The organism is Campylobacter porcelli (genome assembly GCF_002139855.1).
GTDB classification, from domain to species: Bacteria; Campylobacterota; Campylobacteria; order Campylobacterales; family Campylobacteraceae; genus Campylobacter; species Campylobacter porcelli.
The window spans coordinates 1,257,836-1,274,526 of sequence record NZ_CP018789.1 but is presented as its reverse complement, the minus strand read 5'-3'; the positions used below and the strand labels follow the sequence as shown (position 1 = coordinate 1,274,526).

At 33.2% G+C, this 16,691-nt stretch carries 16 protein-coding genes and 2 pseudogenes; 9 read left to right on the top strand and 9 right to left on the bottom strand.

Annotation, left to right across the window (positions count from 1 at the left end; all coding sequences use genetic code 11):
- The first annotated feature begins 173 nt into the window (after nt 1-173).
- The 6 genes from CSUIS_RS06390 (at nt 174) to CSUIS_RS06365 (ending at nt 4,441) form a co-directional block, all read left to right on the top strand.
- Nucleotides 174-416 carry an HP0268 family nuclease gene (locus tag CSUIS_RS06390; protein WP_086237925.1) on the top strand — a complete coding sequence of 81 codons (243 nt, stop codon included), beginning with the start codon at nt 174-176 and terminating at the stop codon, nt 414-416.
- Nucleotides 413-1,723 carry a tRNA (N6-isopentenyl adenosine(37)-C2)-methylthiotransferase MiaB gene (gene miaB / locus CSUIS_RS06385; protein WP_086298029.1) on the top strand — a complete coding sequence of 437 codons (1,311 nt, stop codon included), beginning with the start codon at nt 413-415 and terminating at the stop codon, nt 1,721-1,723. Before CSUIS_RS06390 ends, miaB begins: the two co-directional genes overlap by 4 nt.
- Before the next feature lie 145 nt (nt 1,724-1,868).
- On the top strand, nt 1,869-2,333 hold the full coding sequence (locus tag CSUIS_RS06380) for a DUF374 domain-containing protein (RefSeq protein WP_236860776.1): 465 nt from the start codon (nt 1,869-1,871) through the stop codon (nt 2,331-2,333).
- A gap of 45 nt (nt 2,334-2,378) precedes the next feature.
- On the top strand, nt 2,379-3,401 hold the full coding sequence (locus CSUIS_RS06375; protein WP_086242561.1) for a hypothetical protein: 1,023 nt from the start codon (nt 2,379-2,381) through the stop codon (nt 3,399-3,401).
- On the top strand, nt 3,391-3,927 hold the full coding sequence (locus CSUIS_RS06370; RefSeq protein ID WP_086237929.1) for a hypothetical protein: 537 nt from the start codon (nt 3,391-3,393) through the stop codon (nt 3,925-3,927). Before CSUIS_RS06375 ends, CSUIS_RS06370 begins: the two co-directional genes overlap by 11 nt.
- Nucleotides 3,914-4,441: a hypothetical protein gene (locus CSUIS_RS06365; RefSeq protein WP_086298023.1), complete on the top strand. Its 528-nt coding sequence runs from the start codon at nt 3,914-3,916 to the stop codon at nt 4,439-4,441. Before CSUIS_RS06370 ends, CSUIS_RS06365 begins: the two co-directional genes overlap by 14 nt.
- Here CSUIS_RS06365 and tilS read toward each other — a convergent pair.
- The 3 genes from tilS to panC are packed head-to-tail and all read right to left on the bottom strand — an operon-like array spanning nt 4,413 to nt 7,532.
- Nucleotides 4,413-5,411: a tRNA lysidine(34) synthetase TilS gene (gene tilS, locus CSUIS_RS06360; protein WP_086298020.1), complete on the bottom strand. Its 999-nt coding sequence runs from the start codon at nt 5,409-5,411 to the stop codon at nt 4,413-4,415. The two genes, CSUIS_RS06365 and tilS, sit on opposite strands and share 29 nt — an antisense overlap.
- The gene (rimO, locus tag CSUIS_RS06355) at nt 5,402-6,709 is read right to left on the bottom strand and encodes a 30S ribosomal protein S12 methylthiotransferase RimO (RefSeq protein ID WP_086298017.1); all 1,308 of its coding nucleotides are present in this window, start codon (nt 6,707-6,709) and stop codon (nt 5,402-5,404) included. The genes tilS and rimO overlap by 10 nt, the downstream gene beginning before the upstream one ends.
- A gap of 1 nt (nt 6,710) precedes the next feature.
- Nucleotides 6,711-7,532, bottom strand: coding sequence for a pantoate--beta-alanine ligase (gene panC / locus CSUIS_RS06350; protein WP_086237933.1), 822 nt, complete (start codon nt 7,530-7,532; stop codon nt 6,711-6,713).
- Nucleotides 7,533-7,658: 126 nt separating this feature from the next.
- Here panC and prfB point away from each other — a divergent pair, with 126 nt between their 5' ends.
- Genes prfB through CSUIS_RS06335 form a run of 3 tightly spaced genes read left to right on the top strand, consistent with a single transcriptional unit; the run spans nt 7,659 to nt 9,516 of the window.
- Complete coding sequence (gene prfB, locus CSUIS_RS06345; protein ID WP_086298014.1) at nt 7,659-8,765, top strand: peptide chain release factor 2; 1,107 nt, start codon at nt 7,659-7,661, stop codon at nt 8,763-8,765.
- 2 nt (nt 8,766-8,767) lie between these two features.
- Nucleotides 8,768-9,094, top strand: a complete 327-nt coding sequence (locus CSUIS_RS06340) for a type II secretion system protein (protein ID WP_086237935.1) — start codon at nt 8,768-8,770, stop codon at nt 9,092-9,094.
- Entirely contained in the window at nt 9,091-9,516 is a 426-nt protein-coding gene (locus tag CSUIS_RS06335; protein ID WP_086298011.1) for an SEL1-like repeat protein, read from the top strand. The genes CSUIS_RS06340 and CSUIS_RS06335 overlap by 4 nt, the downstream gene beginning before the upstream one ends.
- 422 nt (nt 9,517-9,938) lie before the next feature.
- Here the strand turns inward: CSUIS_RS06335 and CSUIS_RS08610 are convergent, their stop codons facing one another.
- The 6 genes and pseudogenes from CSUIS_RS08610 to hisIE form a co-directional block, all read right to left on the bottom strand.
- Nucleotides 9,939-12,413 (bottom strand): autotransporter outer membrane beta-barrel domain-containing protein, encoded by a 2,475-nt coding sequence (locus CSUIS_RS08610; RefSeq protein WP_236860775.1) that lies wholly within the window; start codon nt 12,411-12,413, stop codon nt 9,939-9,941.
- Between the two features lie 302 nt (nt 12,414-12,715).
- Nucleotides 12,716-13,726: pseudogene (locus tag CSUIS_RS08730) on the bottom strand (methyl-accepting chemotaxis protein); the annotation flags it as partial.
- Nucleotides 13,727-14,170: 444 nt separating this feature from the next.
- Nucleotides 14,171-14,500 (bottom strand): annotated as a pseudogene (locus tag CSUIS_RS08725) (PDC sensor domain-containing protein); the annotation flags it as partial.
- A gap of 398 nt (nt 14,501-14,898) precedes the next feature.
- A complete protein-coding gene (locus tag CSUIS_RS06320; RefSeq protein WP_086238021.1) occupies nt 14,899-15,432 on the bottom strand; it encodes a DUF2393 family protein in 534 nt (177 codons plus the stop codon).
- A complete protein-coding gene (locus CSUIS_RS06315; protein ID WP_086238019.1) occupies nt 15,432-15,956 on the bottom strand; it encodes a DUF2393 family protein in 525 nt (174 codons plus the stop codon). The genes CSUIS_RS06320 and CSUIS_RS06315 overlap by 1 nt, the downstream gene beginning before the upstream one ends.
- The gene (gene hisIE / locus CSUIS_RS06310) at nt 15,946-16,671 is read right to left on the bottom strand and encodes a bifunctional phosphoribosyl-AMP cyclohydrolase/phosphoribosyl-ATP diphosphatase HisIE (protein WP_418228973.1); all 726 of its coding nucleotides are present in this window, start codon (nt 16,669-16,671) and stop codon (nt 15,946-15,948) included. The genes CSUIS_RS06315 and hisIE overlap by 11 nt, the downstream gene beginning before the upstream one ends.
- Nucleotides 16,672-16,691 lie beyond the last annotated feature (20 nt).

Sequence of the window (16,691 nt, the reverse complement as noted above, 5' to 3'; positions counted from 1 at the left end):
TGCCTTCTTGTGATTATTTATTAAATAATATTAGGATTTGAATTGTAAGGTTGGTATTTTATCTTATATTAGCTTTTATAATCTTTAAATTTATTTATATTTAGTAATTTAAACGAAATTTTATAGCAAATTTGATATACTCATCGGTTAAAATCACTCAAAAAGGATAGATTATGGAGTTAAAACTAGCTAGGGCTGAATTGGACGCAAAACCAAAAACAATTAGCTTAGAAAAGATCGAAAGCGCTGCATTAAAAGATGGTGGAAAGATATTTTACTTTGATCGTGATAACTCACATAAGCAACTTATTGCTTTAGTTGAATATTTCGAAAATAAGGGTTTGAGCGTATATCATCGCACCGTTAAATATGGCTTAGATGAGAATGATTATATGTATGAGGTGCATATACTTTGAGTGCTGAATTTAACAAAAAAAAGCTCTTTATAGAGACTTTAGGATGCGCTATGAATGTCCGTGATAGCGAGCATATCATAGCTGAACTTAGTGATGAGTATGAGGCTACTAGTAAAATTGATGAAGCGGATTTGATACTTATAAATACTTGCTCAGTGCGTGAAAAGCCAGTCCATAAGCTTTTTAGCGAGGTTGGTGGATTTGAGAAGGTCAAAAAGCCAGGGGCTAAAATTGGGGTATGTGGATGTACGGCTAGTCATTTAGGATCAGATGTATTTAAGCGTGCGCCGTATGTGGATTTTGTCCTTGGTGCTAGAAATGTATCAAAGATTAAAACCGCGGTTAAAACGCCTAAATTTGTAAGTGTGGATATAAATCATGATGAGAGCCAGTATGCATTTGGCGAGTTTCGCACCAGTCCATATAAGAGCTTTGTAAATATCATGATAGGGTGCGACAAGAAATGCACCTACTGCATTGTCCCACACACTAGGGGCGATGAGCTAAGCATTCCAAAAGATATAATTTTAAATGAGATTAAAAAAGCCGCTAATAATGGAGCTAAAGAGATATTTTTGCTCGGGCAAAATGTCAATAACTATGGCAAAAGATTTAGCAATTCTAATGGCCAAAAGATAGATTTTAGTGATCTTTTAAATATGATTAGCCAGATTGATGGCGTGGAGAGAATTCGCTTTACTAGTCCGCATCCACTTCATATGGATGATAAATTTTTAAATGAATTTAGCTCAAATTCTAAAATTTGTAAATCCATGCATATGCCTTTACAAAGCGGAAGTAGTGCGATCTTAAAGGCTATGAAGCGTGGATATACTAAAGAGTGGTTTTTAGATAGGGCAAACAAGCTTAGATCGCTCTGTCCTAGCGTGAGTATATCTACTGATATTATAGTTGGATTTCCTGGTGAGAGTGAAGCTGATTTTGAAGATACGATGGATGTTTTAGAAAAAGTTAGATTTGAGCAAGTTTTTTCGTTTAAATACTCGGCCCGCCCGCTAACTCCAGCAGCAACTATGCCAAATCAGATTGATGATGCTATAGCCGGTGCTAGACTTACTAGATTACAAAATAGACATAATGAAATTTTAGATGAGATTGTAGCTACCAAGATGGGTGAAATATATAGGGTATATTTCGAAGAGCTTAGGGCTGATGGGATGATAGCGGGTCGCACGGATAATAACTTTTTAGTCCAAATTAAAGGTAGCGAGGAGCTACTAGGCAAATTTGCTAAAGTTCAGATCACTCAGCCAAGACGAATGGTATTAAATGGGCAGATTGTTTAAGTCTAAATTTATTATTAAAATCATAGAGAATTTATTAGTTTTTTTAATGAGGCTTATATATCTAACTTGCAAGAAAGAATTTATTAACAATACCTTGTCAAATAAGCCAGTTATTATTCTTTTTTGGCACGAAAAACTTGCATTTATGCCATTTATATTTAGCAAGTGTTGGCAAGGTAGAAAAGCAAATGTGATAATATCAGATCACAAAGATGGTCAAATAATATCTGATATTATCTCTCATTTTGGCATTGGCTCTATTAGAGGAAGTTCATCAAAGGGTGCTTTAAAGGCATTTTTATCTGCTATAAAATCAATAAATAATGGAGTAGATGTAGCCATAACTCCAGATGGTCCAAGGGGTCCAAGGCATAGTATTAGCGATGGTTCAGTTACAATATCACAAAAAACTGGGGCAAATATAGTTATTTTAAGCTATACAGCTACTAGATTTTGGCAGTTTAATAGCTGGGATAAGATGATTTTGCCAAAGCCTTTTAGCAAAATAACCTATTATGTAAGTAGGGAATTTAACCTTGAAGGATTAGATATGCAAGAGGCTAAAGCTTTGATAGCAAGAAAATTTGATGAGGTGGATGGTATAATCTAAATTTAAAGCTAATTTGGCTAAAATTTTTAAAATTTAAGGTTTGATATGTCTGGTTTAATCTCTTGGATTCGTGGATTTTTAACTACTTTATACATTAGTGTTATCATAAAAGATAATAAATGCCATCTTTTTTCTCGTGCTATTAAAGGTGATAAGATTATAAATAGCGGCGAGGCTGTATTTGATATAAATAATGGAGTGGTTGATTCTAAATTTACAGATTATCTTAAAAAAAGAGCTAGGCAGTATCACACCATCTATTTAGCCGCTATGCTAAATAGCCCTAAGCAGTGGGCTTTACCAGCGGTAGGGGCTAGTGAATTTGAGAAGTTTAATATAGAGTATAATTTGGTTGATAAGGTTAAACTAGATGGCTGGAGTATTGTAGTGCCAGATAATGAGTTGGAGCTTTTTGAAAATTCTTTATCTGTAAAGCCAGATTTAATTTATTCTCCATTTGCCATTTTACACTCTTTGATAAAAGAATCCCCAAGTGATGGTAAAATTCTATATCTATTAAATATGGAAGATAGCAATACTATTATGATATTTGATGGGGATAAGATGAAATTTGGTGCCTATTTTGATAATAGAAAAGAGATTGATACTTTTGACTATTATGATAAAGCTGTAACCAAAGAGGAGAGTGCGGATTTAGATAATGTAATCGAAGAGGAGGAAGATAGATTAAGCCAACTTGATAATTTAGGCGATATTGGCTCATTTGATTCTTTTGATGATGGAGATTTAGATAAGAGTGATTTTGAGGATATTCGCCAAGAGAATATAGGTGGAATTGATAAGAAATTAGAAGATAGTGTAAGGGATATTGGCGAGGAGATTACGCTTATTAGTAATATCAAACTTGCAATTAATGAGTATTATCATAATGAAATTTATGGTGGGGATTTTATCAAAGAGGTAGTGATATTTGATGGGCTTAGCTTGGATAATGAGTTTTTAGTGATGGCTGAAAATGACTTGATGATAGAGTGTAAGGTCGTAAAATACGATATTGATAAGATATTAAATAATATAATGATAAAAGAGATTTGCGATGAGTTATAGTTTTATACAGCCAAAAATCAAGCCGTTACTATCTATTTTTACCAAAATTTGGCTTTGGGCTATGCTTATTCTTACGCTTTTATTTATTATTGGGGCTATGCTACTTAGTGTGAAAATTTATCTTATAAACTCTAACTCTATAGAGTTACAAGAGAAGTATAATGAGACATTTCAAGCTATTAAAAACATAGAGGATAAAACTAAAACCACTTTGATAAAAAGAGATATGACTTTAGATATTTATAATAAAAATTTGATTTTAAATCAGAGTTTGATGAATTTATTTAATCTTGTGCCAGATGGTGTTACTTTAACTAGCATATATTTAGAAGATGGCTCTTTGAAAATCAAGGGTATAACGCCTACTAAAGATCACTTTAAATTGCTCTTTGAAGCACCGCTAAAATCTATATTTGCTATATCTAACACTACATTTTACCAACTTCCAAATGGGTGGTATAATTTTGTTAGTATTAATAAGATAGATATTGCACAGATGGAGAGCTTGAGCGATGAGAACAGATAGAAGTTTAGATAGTATTGATTTAACAAAATTAACAATTTTTAGTATGATTTTTATCTTTTTTATGCTTGTTATGGTGTTTTTTGTAGCGCTCCCAGTCATTGATAGATACAAGCAAGCTGTAGAGATAAATAACGAAAAAGATGTAAATTTAGCCAAGATAGAGCAGATTTATAATGAGAATTTAGCTACATATGAGAATTTAAATTTACAAAATAAAAAGGCTTTGGATTCATTAAAAAATAGTTTTAATGAGATGAAATTTATCAGTTTAGCTGGGAAATATTTTAGCAATTTATATCTCTCAAGGGCTAATATCATTGATAGTGATCCTAGATATATCATTAGCCAAATAAACCTTACTGCTACAATGAAAAGCCCACAAAATCTATATGATTTTATAATGGATAGTAAGAATTATGATAATCTTATTAAGATTGATTTTCCTATAGAGATGAGCTCAAAAGATGATTATATAGAGACTAGCTTTATGATAAAAATTTATCAAGAGCGTTGAGTTTATGCGAATTTAGCGATAGATACGGGCGAAGTAGGGCTGGTATTTTAAGAATTCTAAATTTATCCTTGATATTCTTATCCATTTTGGTTTTAATGTATGGAGCGATGAAGTAGTAGCTTTGATTTGATGTGATGGTAACTTTATGCGAGACTACGCAATCATTTTGAACACACAGCTCTCTTGTTTTTTGACTCATCAAAACTCCTAGCTTTTTACAGGCTTGGTCTATTAGATTTATTGAATTTGGCAGTTTTTTAACGATAAAAAGCTCCCCATCTTCATACTCAAACTCTCCTAGTAAGATGATCGCATCACCCCTTAAAAGCTCAAAGCTTCTCTTTACTCCACTAGCAAATTGCGATATAAATTTATCGCTAAATTCCGCTCTAATCCTATTGCGTTTAAATTTAATATCTTGATTGGATAAATCAACGAAATACTCTATATTTTGACTTTGTAAATACTTTAAAATTTCATCTTTACTCACTCCTAGAAGTGGGCGAAATATCTCTATATTTTTAGTTATATTTTGAAATTTAATCCTTTTTTTGCTTCTAGGCATCATTCCAGCTAGTCCCACAGCGCCACTACCTTTGCTTAGTTGCATTAGTAGCCACTCTAGTGCGTCATTTAGCTGATGAGCTAAAATAAGTGCGTCATAATCATACTCACACATAATCTTATCAAAAAACTCATATCTAATATCTCGAGCAATTTTTTCAAAATTTGAGTTAGATAGATTTAAATTGGCTTTATGGATAAATATTTTTTTGTTAAATTTTTTACAAAGCTCCCTTGCACTTATCTCCTCTGCTAAGGAGCTTGGGCGAGTTTGGTAATTTACCATAGCACAATCAAAGCTCACCCCAGCACTATTTAAAAGATAAAAAAGTGCCGTGCTATCTACTCCGTGCGAGAATGCTAGTAGGGATTTTTTGTTTTTTAGATAGTCAAGCTTTAGTTGCAAACAATCTGCCCAATCAATTTATCTTTGGCGTATTTGGTGATTTGACAATCATAAATTTGCCCAACTTTAGGATTTTGGATTTGGCTATCATTTATTAGAATTTCCCCATCAATATCCCTATCCCAAACCACAGCCTTAGCACCATAAAACATCTCCCCTTCGCTACTAACGCCATTAATTTGAGCTTTAATAGACTTTCCAACTAAGCTTTTAAAGCTCTCATCAATTGTAGATTTTATGATTTTTTCAATCTTATTTAGTCTTTGAGTGATGATTTTTGGCTCTATTTGTTCCATATCGTAAGCTAGAGTATCCTCTTCTTTAGAGTATGCAAAAGCACTAATTCTATCAAATTTAAACTCACGCAAAAATTCACAAAGCTCATCAAAATAGCTATATTTTTCGCCTGGATGACCTATTATAATCCCCGTTCGTAAAAAGCTATTTGGCGCATCTCTCATCATCTTTAAAAGTTGGATAATCTTATCTTTATTAGCTCCCCTTCGCATTATCTTTAGCATCTCATCATTTATATGCTGAATAGGCATATCAAAGTAATTAGCAAATACCTTTGAATCTATAATTTTTTGTATCAATTTTGCATTGGTACTAGTAGGGTATAGGTATAAAATTCTAGCGACATCTACGCCATCTATCTTTTCAACTGCGTCAATTAAAGAGATTAAGCCATCGCTCTTGCCACAATCACGCAAAAATGAGCTACTATCTTGAGCGATAAAGCTAAAATCCCTATAGCCTACGCTTACTAACTCTTTAATCTCATCTACTATGCTATCTATATCTCTGCTTTTTAATTTACCTTTAAAGCTTGGAATAGCGCAAAAGCTACATTTTTGATTACACCCTTCAGAGATTTTGATATAGGCGTGGTAGCTTGAGCCAGTAATCACTCTTTTGGTATTTTTAGGTTGTAAATATGTATCTGGGCTAAATAAATTTTGCTTTTTAAGGATTATCTCATCGATCTTATCATAATCCCCAACACCAGTAAATATATCAACCTCAGGAAGCTCTCGCATAAGCTCATCACGGTATCTTTGCATTAAGCACCCTGTGACTACTAGGACTGAATTTGGCTTTTTAAAACTAGCTAATTCTAAAATCGCACTTATGCTCTCGCTCTTTGCATCTTCTATAAATCCACAGGTATTTACTATCATCACATCAGCAATTGATGGATCATCTACTATATCATACGCACCAAGCCTACCAAGCATAATCTCGCTATCGACTAGATTTTTATTACATCCAAGTGAAACTAAATATAAATTTGCCACATTACACCCACAAATTATCAATTAAACGCGTATTTTTGACATACACAGCGACTAAAATAATGCTATTGCCAAGCTCGATTTTATCAACCGGATTTAAATTCTTATCCACAATGGCTATATAATCAACCCTTAAAGGCTCTAAGATACTACTCATCGCTTTTTTGATCTCTATTGAGCTTAGCTCGCCAGCTTTTATAAGATTACTAGCTTTCATTAGCGACCTTGAAATTTTAAGAGCTTGAGCTAGCTCATCATCATTTAGATATGAATTTCGGCTTGATAGAGCTAGTCCATCGCTAGATCTTACTATATCAATTGGCACTATATTGACATTCATAAATAGCGATTTTACCATATTTTCAATGATTATAAGCTGCTGAGCGTCCTTTTTACCAAAATAGGCATTTGTAGGATTTATAATGTTAAAAAATTTAGTTAAAATAGTACAAACCCCATCAAAATGCCCCGGTCTAGTAACGCCTTCTAGAGTGTTAGATAGCTCCTTAGGTGCTAGAATTTTAATCTCATTTTGATTATAAATTTCATCAACTTCAGGCATAAATACCGCATCAGCTTGACACAACTGGCAAATTTTAATATCAGCCTCAGGCGTTCTTGGGTATCGGCTTAGGTCTTCTCCTGGTAAAAATTGCGTTGGATTGACAAAAATGCTTACTATTGTATGATTATTTTGTGATACAGAGGATTTGATTAGTTGGGCATGACCTGCGTGTAAAGCCCCCATCGTCGCTACAAAGCCTACATCGCCACTGCATTTAGCACGAAAATCTCGTAGCTCTTGTATGGTTTTTAATATCTGCATTATACTCTCTTTTTGGAATTTTTAATCTGTAATTTTAGCATAAATTTCTAAAAATATTTACTTTAAATAATTAAATTTTAACCATATTTTAGATAATATTTTGCTAAAAATTTACGAGGTAGAACTTTGGATAATTATGAATATAGCGAACTTTTAAAGGGTTTAAAAATCAAAATTGACAATATTGCTAAGGTTATAAATCCAGAATTTATACAAACTAGGCTTAAAGAGATTGAATATCTAGAGCAAGACCCTAGCTTTTGGTCTAATGTGCAAATGAGTAGCCAAATAGGAAAAGAAAAAACCAAGCTAAACTCTATGCTAAGCAAATTTAAAAACGCTCAAAATGCCCTAAATGACGCTGTGGAGCTATTTGATTTAGCAAATTTAGAAAATGATATTGATACTATAAATTCGCTATTTGAAGATTCAGAGAATTTAGAAGAGGTCATTACAAATTTAGAGGTCTCTATGATGCTTAGCGGTGAAGATGATAGCAAAAACGCCATTATTAGCATTCATCCAGGAGCTGGTGGGACTGAGAGTAATGACTGGGCGAGTATGCTTTATAGAATGTATCTAAGATTTTGCGAAAGAGAGGGGTTTAAAGTTGAGACTTTAGACTTCCAAGAGGGCGATGAAGCTGGATTAAAAGATGTAAGCTTTATTGTAAAAGGTGAGAATGCTTATGGATACTTAAAGGCTGAAAATGGCATTCATCGCCTTGTTAGAACTAGTCCATTTGATAGTGCTGGTAGGCGTCATACGAGCTTTTCAAGCGTGATGGTAAGCCCTGAAGTTGATGATGATATTGAGATAGAGATAGAAGATAAGGATTTAAGATTAGATTATTACAGAGCTAGTGGGGCAGGCGGACAACATGTAAATAAAACTGAGAGTGCAGTAAGGATAACTCACATACCAACAGGCATTGTAGTGCAGTGTCAAAATGACAGAAGTCAGCATAAAAACAAAGCCACAGCAATGAAAATGCTAAAATCAAGATTATATGAGCTAGAATTAGACAGACAAAGAGCCGCTAGCGACTCAGTAGAAAAGAGCCAAATGGGTTGGGGGCATCAAATTCGCTCATATGTCTTATTCCCATATAAACAAGTAAAGGATAATAGAAGCAATATCGCATACTCACAAGCTGATGCTGTGCTAGATGGGGATATTAAAAAGATTATAGAAGCGGTTTTAATCAGTCAAAAATCAAATAATCAGGAGTGATAATGAGTTTAGAATTAGTATTAACAGGGCTTGGATACAATGTGAATAATTCGCTTTTAGAGCAGGTTAAAAGGGTCTTATCGGCCTGCGATTTTGATGAGAAAGAGATAGAGCATATCATAAATTTACATGAAAAGATCAAGCATCTTGATGGATTTGTGGCTTTATCAAATAGCGAAGATAAATTTAAAATCAAATGCGAAAGCCAAATACCGCAAATAATAGATGAATTTAATGAAATTGTGCCATTATGGGCTAGTAAATATAAAATTATAATAGAAAAATTACCAAATAAACAAACCTATTATATAGTAAGGAGAGAGAGTTGAGATCAGCAGTTGTAGCCATTTTGGCTGGGTTTATCCTAGCTGGTTGTTTGCAAAAATTCCCAGCTCCAATCACCACAAAACCAGATCAAATAGAGGTAACTCAAGATGAGATAGAGGCTAAAATTAATATTTTTTATAATGATTGCACCAACTTAAAAGAGCCATCAAAATGTAAAAGACTCGCTGATGGAATTTATAAAAGTGGGGATTTTAAGAGTGCGGCTATAGCTTATGATATGATATGCTATGGATTTCAGTATATCCCTGCGTGTAAGCAGCTTGCGGATATGTTCGTATATGGTGATGGAGTTACAAAAGATATAGATACGGCTATTACAATCTATCAAATCGCTTGTAATAATGGAGATAATAACTCTTGTGATTTAGCCAAAAATCTAAGAGTGCAAAATGGCAAAAAGTGAATTTAGGCGATTTATTTGATTAATGATTTTACCGGTAGAGCTTTTTAAGCAAGGCTATTTAATGCTTTGCTTGAAAAGATTAATACCCTTGGCGAGCCCTTGATAACTTATAGTGTAGTAAATTTCGTATGAAATGAGTATAGTGTAATTAATCAAACTGATTAGAAAAACACACCTACCTTACCCTTCCTTACTTTTTTACATTCTAAATTTATAATAATAATTTTTTAGAAAATTTAAATATCAAAAAATTCTTTTTTCTTTTTAAGTGGGAAGAGGGACTCTTTTTGCAGATGAGTAGTGCAAACTTTTTTTAAATTCTTTTCTTTAAGGGACAGGAGAAACTATTTTGGCTTTCTCTTATTTTTTAAACCTCCAAACTAGCTAGAAAGAAATTATCTTTAATTTCTTTCTAGTAATTTTTAGAATCTATACTTGATTCCCACATTTCCACTTAAGTAAGTTTCATTTTTAGAATCTACTTTTCCTGCTAAGATCTGTTTAGCTCCAATCCCTACATCTAAACTTAGGCTATCATTGAAAGAGATATTTCCTCCTACAATTAATTGTCCATAAGTCTTTTTCTTATCTTCTCCTTTAATAGAAAAAGAGGTATTAGAACCTACAAAGCTAGCTACATAATCATCTCCATTATTAACTACATATTGTTCAATCTTTGGAGTTATAAATAAATAAGAACTTTCATCAAAATATTTTCTAGCTTCTAATCCTGATTCTAAACTCAAAGAGTTATTAGTATTAGATTCTACCTTTCTTGCTAAGCTACCTTTTTCATCATAGCTTGGTGTATGGCTATAATAATAATTCACTCCTACAAAGGGCTTTAAAAATAGATCACTTTCTAAATTAAATACTTTACCTATACTTGTATTTAATCCTACAAATCTTCTATTAAAATCAGCATTATTTAAACTTCCTGCTAAATTAATATCTTGCTTTGTATCTCCTATTTGTCCATAGAGTTTAGAATTTAATTCCCAAGAATAATTAAATCTATAAGAGCTATAAATACCTATTTGATAATTATCTGATTCTTGAACGCTTAGCTTATCTTTGATTTTAGAATTTGCATAAGTGGCATAGATTCCTAAAAGTAAATTTTCATTAACTTCTTTATCTGCACCTATGCTTATTCCATACAATCCTCCACTTTCTCCATCGATTATATTTGCTCCACCAAAAGTATTTGCCCATACACTATTTTTATAAGTTTTTGTGCCATAATAGTCATAGATAGCGTCACTTGCTATATTTGTGCTGTTTGCCAAAAGGCTAGATTTAAGCACATTAGCAAATCTTACTTCACTATATGGATTATTAATTCTAGCTATTCTGTCACCTAGAGCCATATCATTAGAGATATTTATAGCACCATTTGCAGAACTAGTGTTATTTAGAATATCTGTGCTATTTTTTGCACTTTCTCTTACATCTTTAAAGAAGTCTTTATTTGTGATTGCATCTATACCCACTTTAGCATTAATATTAGAGTTAATCAAACTATCAAAGATACCTTGTGCTTCGTTTAGGTTGCCAGAAGTTTGCATAGAATCTGCTGTTTTAGCAGTGTTTGTAGCACCACCCATAATGCCTGTTGTGAGAAGAAATTTATAGTTATCTGCTTGTGCGCCGTTAAGGTTGGATACTTTTTCAAAAATGTGTTTGGTAGTATTTGTAATTTCAATACCCATTGCACCCATTTTATCTTCAGTGCTTAGCGATTCTTCGTCACTAGAATTAATCTTATTAAGAATTTCCTCTCTTTTTGCAATTTGTGCTTGTAAATCTTTTAAGATAGCTTGTTTAACCGGATTTTGTGAGTTTGCTAAATCTTCTATTCGTATGATTTTCTCTAAATGTTCTTTTTCAAATGCTGAAATTTCTCTTGCGCTGTTGATTTTTGTAGAATTTACTCCACCATTTACAATTAAGTATTCTTTGTCGCTACCTTTTTCCACGCTTAATTTGTAATTTACAAAATCTCCCACATCCATAGGGGTAAGGTAAACATTTCCCTCTATTTCTATGAATTGGTTTGCAAGATTCTCATCACTCACGATATCGTAAATGCTGTTAAGAATGCTTGCACCTGCGGTATTGCTAGTGGTTACATCGCTATTAAAGCTATTTGCACTTGCAAAAACAAATCTATCTAAAATGAGATTATTAAAGCTTGTAGAAATCACAGAAAAATTCGATTCTTTAATATTTGCATTGCCTTTAATATCAAAGTTTAAGGAACCATTGCCAACACCTTCAAATCTAGTTTTAGTTGCCTCCAAATTCCCCCAAATTGTTAAGCCACCATTATAATCAACTTTGTCAAGCCCACCGCTAACAATCCGTACAGTAGAGCCAAAATCATCAGAATCAGCTGGTAATCGTGTTCCTGTTAGTTTTACATTTCCGCTTAATGTGCTTTCTTGCCTAAAATATTCTAAATTCATATCAGCCACATTGATTTGTGAGGCAGTAATATCTGCATTGATTAAATGGGAATTTTTCTCAATTCCATTGCCATTTTGAACATTTATTAAATCAAGCACTCCATTACCTAAATCAATAGTTACAAATGTATTTTCTCTATTTACGCTATTTGGAACAAAATCTTCTAAAGCACTATTAATTTGTAAATTTGTATCTTTGTATCCCTCTTTAAAAACGAGATTTGCAGCATCGCGGCTTGAATCTATTTCTATATCAAAGTAGTCTTTCAATTGGCTTTCATAAGAAATTGCGATTGGGTTGTTATTTTGTGATACTTGTCCCGCATTAATTTCTTGTGTTTGTGTTGTTAGCTCTTGTGCGCAAATACTCACACTCCCTAAAATTCCTAAACCTAATATTGCTCTTGATGCAATAAGAGATAATTTCATTTTGTCTCCTTAAAAATTAAATAAACCGCCTATTTTACCCCCCCCCTTTTTTTTTTATTTTTTGCTTAAATATGATTTTATTAAAGATAATAAGGATTATTTGGTGCTTTTTGTCGCTTTAAATTTGATTTTTACTCCAAATTTTCGCCATAAAACAACCATTTAGGTTGTTTTACTTTTGCGAAAATTTTCCCGTGTGAAGTGAAAAATAGCAATAATTTTGCTTTTAAGATATGTATAAACCTCAATATATGCAAGAATAAATCTTGCATATATTTAAGGAGTAAAATGTGAGTGTGAAATTAGAATTTTTTCTTTTTAACTTCAGCTACTACAGCATCAGCTATGCTATCAACTTCATTAGCTACTATATTGCTGTTTTGAGCGATTTGTGTGTTTTGTCTCGTTAAGCCATCTACATTTACTATAGCTTCATTTATCTGATTTATAGCTTGAGTTTGCTCGCTTATGCTTTGGCTCATCTCATTTATACTTTGGCTTAGGATATTTACATTTGCCTCTATTTCGCCTAGTGATTTTTGAGTTCTCTCAGCTAGCTTTCTGACCTCATCAGCCACCACGGCAAATCCCCTACCATGCTCTCCAGCACGAGCCGCTTCAATAGCTGCATTTAGTGCTAGTAGATTTGTTTGGTCTGCTATATCTCTGATTATTGTAATTATGTTTTTAATATCTTCGCTTTGTTTGATTACTTCACTAGCTCTATCATTTATAGAGTTCATTGAGCTACTCATCTCTTCTACGGCTGCGGCGCTTTCTTGAAGTGATTCGCTTTGAGATTTGGCACCTTCATTTAGTGAAGTTACAAAGCCTTTTAGCTCATCGGCTTTATTTTGTAGGTTACTAGCTTGTTCTAAATTTGCTTTTAGCATTTTAGTTACTTCATCGCCTAGAAGGTTAGTTACCATCTCTACTTCACCTTTTGGATTATCTATCCTTACGGTGAAATCTAGCTGTTTGAATTTATCAAATACACCTTGGATAGCATTTATATCGCTACCTACTTTTTGCTCTAGGACATCAAGCATTTTATTTAGGACATTTTTGAGCTGTAGTAGCTCTGGAGAAGCTGGGTTTAAAGTGATTCTAGCAGTTAGATTGCCTTTTTCTACTTCGTTTGCTTTTTGGAGTGATTCTTCAACGGCCTTTGAGTCTTTATCTAAATTTGATTTTATGATTATGATATTATCATTTATAGCCTTTGCCATTTGGCTGATTTCATCATTATTTGTAATAACCGCAAGGCGTGCATCTGCTCTTTTGTGATTTAAAAAATCAAAAAATTCTGATAGTAAAATTCTAATATTTTCAATTCTGTGAATTAACATATTTGTAGCAAAGAATAGGAAAAATCCGCCGATTATAGCTACGACTATGCCTACGATTATTAGCCCATTTCTAGCTGATGCTACTTGAGTAAATATCTCATTGGTTGGCACAAGTGTGGCAAGACTCCAAGGCTCATTTATATAATTTATATTAACTTTAGCTAAATTAAAATGGACATTTTGATTTAGAGTTTTGCTATCAGCTGTTACTGTGGCATAGCTATTTTGATTGCTATTAATTACTGGGAATAATTGGGCTAAATTTGGATTTACTTGTTGGACTGGTAGGCCTCTTATTTCTGGATTGGAGTTGGCTACCATTATACCTTTATTTGATAGCAAAAAGCTTGTATCTGTTTTATATAGTTTGATCTCTTTTAGTCTATCAATAAAGAAATTTTCTATGTTTAAATCAGCACCGATTATACCTATAGTTTTTCCTTTATATTTTACTGGGAAGGTCATTGAAGACATAACTATTTGATTGCCCTCTATATGGTCTTTAAATGGCTCAGATAGTCTAGGCTTCTCAAGACCATTTATATAGTAGTCTTTGCTTTTGTAGTTGTCCTCGATACGCTCAAGTCTGCCATGATAATTTACATAGATTGCTAAATCCCCAGCATTAGTATATCGTGGGTCGTTGGAATTTGGATTTTTAGCGTAGATACTATCATCTGTAGTATAAAAGAATATACCAGCGGCTAATTTACTCTCTTTTAGGGCATCATCTAGCATATTGCTTATGATATTAACAGGCATAGCTATATTAGAATCTAGTGTTGATTCCATAGCGATTTTATAGGCATGTAAGCTATCAGCTAGTCTATTAAACTCAGCCGCAACTAAATTTGCATTTGATTTAGAGCTAGCCTCCATAAAGGCATTAGCATTATCTTCAGCCATACTTGAGGCTCGGTAAATGGCGATACCAGCAACTATGGCAACTATAAACCCGGTAAATATAAAACCTACAATCGCAAGTTTTACAGAGAGTTTCATATTTTTCAACATATTTATCCTTTGTTTTAGAATTATTTTATTAATATTTTATCCTATTATATATTTATAATAACTTAAAATATAAAAAGTAGAATTATAAGTAAATTATATAATTTGAATAAGCTAAATTTAGCTTATTTGCAATCTAGTGTATATTTTGTGCTGTGATTATTGAAGTGGGCTGGGTATGGCATAGTAAAGCCAAAGCTTTTTTGGTCGCCACTTGGTAGGTCTTTGACTATTAAAAATTCAGCCTTTATCGAGCTTTTTTGGTTATTTGAGCTACCTAGGTAGGTCTGGAAAAATCCACGCTCTTCAAAGGCACTAGCCTCTAGCTTTTTAACTGGAGCATTGATGAGTTCTATCTCCATAGTACATGAATTGATATAGCCATATCCGATATTTCTAACTACGCCTGTGTAGGTGATGGTCTCATTGATTAGAGTTCTTTTGCCTTGGAAGCTCTCTATAACTGCCACTTTGGTGTATCTATCGATAAGCATCATGGAGATGATGGCAATACAGCTCATAATAGTAACATTAGCTATCAAAAGGCTGATGGCAGCTTTTACTCTTTTTTCTTTTAGTATGATAAAGTAGGTAAAACCACCAAAAAGGGCTATGATGATAATGATGGCTAGAATGTGAAATAGGTTAAAATAGCTCATTAGAAACACTCCGAATTCAATATAGTATTATAATTTTGCGGACGAAAATCTTTTATAGTAAATTTAATCTCTTTTGTTTGACCTGGCTCAACTCCTTGTATTATGGCTATTTGGGTGCGAAAAGGGGTCAATCTAAATTTGAGATTTTGAATGCTGTTTTTGCCAATATTATGAAAGCTTAGCTTTACTCTACATTTTTTAAAAATCTTTTTAGAAGTATTGGTGATATTGATATCAGCTATCATAATATCGGCGTAGTATAGCTGTCTAAGCGGAGCCATAATTAGCTCCCTTGGGCGTATGGTATTATCTATAAATTTAAGTGAATAAAATAGCCCCGCACCAAGTCCGCCAAAGTCAAAAAAAAGTATAAATAGAGCAAGCATAGGTTTTTTAAATAGCATATAAAGTGCCAAAACCAGTAGAGCAAAAAATAGCAAAACCACCCACGAAATAGCTATATAGTCATAAAATCCAAAGTTATTAATATAGAATTTAATGGTATCTAAAATACTATTTATCACGGGAGTTTTTCTCTACTATTCCGCTTATGCCTTCTCGGCGTTTTAACTCATCTAGGATTGCGCTTGGATGAATATCATAATCAGCCAACGCTACAATCATATGAAAGATCACATCAGCAGCCTCATATATGACATCGTATTTTGGCTCATTCTCTCTATGCTCTCCAAAATTCTCAAGATTTAAATTTGAGTATAGCTTAAATCTTTGAAGATCTTTTATAGCCAAATTTAGTTCGCAACTCTCTTCGGCTATCTTTTTTAGGTAGTTATTAGGCGATTTGGAGTAGAGTTTGGATATGTATGAGTCTTTGCTTGGGTTTAGCTTTCTATCTAGGGCTATATGGTATAGATGGTCTAATATATCATATTTAATGGTTTTTTCAAGATCTAAATCATCTTTTTTTTCTAAATTTAAATGGTTAAAAAAGCACGATTTTGCCCCTGTATGACAAGCGGCGTTGCCTATTTGCTCGACTTTTAATAGTAAGGCATCGTTATCGCAATCTAAGGATATAGATTTTACTATTTGAAAATTACCGCTCTCTTGACCTTTTTTCCAAATTTGAGATTTTGTGCGTGAGTAGTAGTGGGCAAGACTGCTACTTTGAGTTAGCTCAAAGGCCTCTTTATTCATATATGCTAGCATTAGCACATCGCCACTTTCATACTCTTGGACTACTACTGGAAGTAATCCATCGATCTTATCCCAATTCACACTCACGCCCATTTAATACC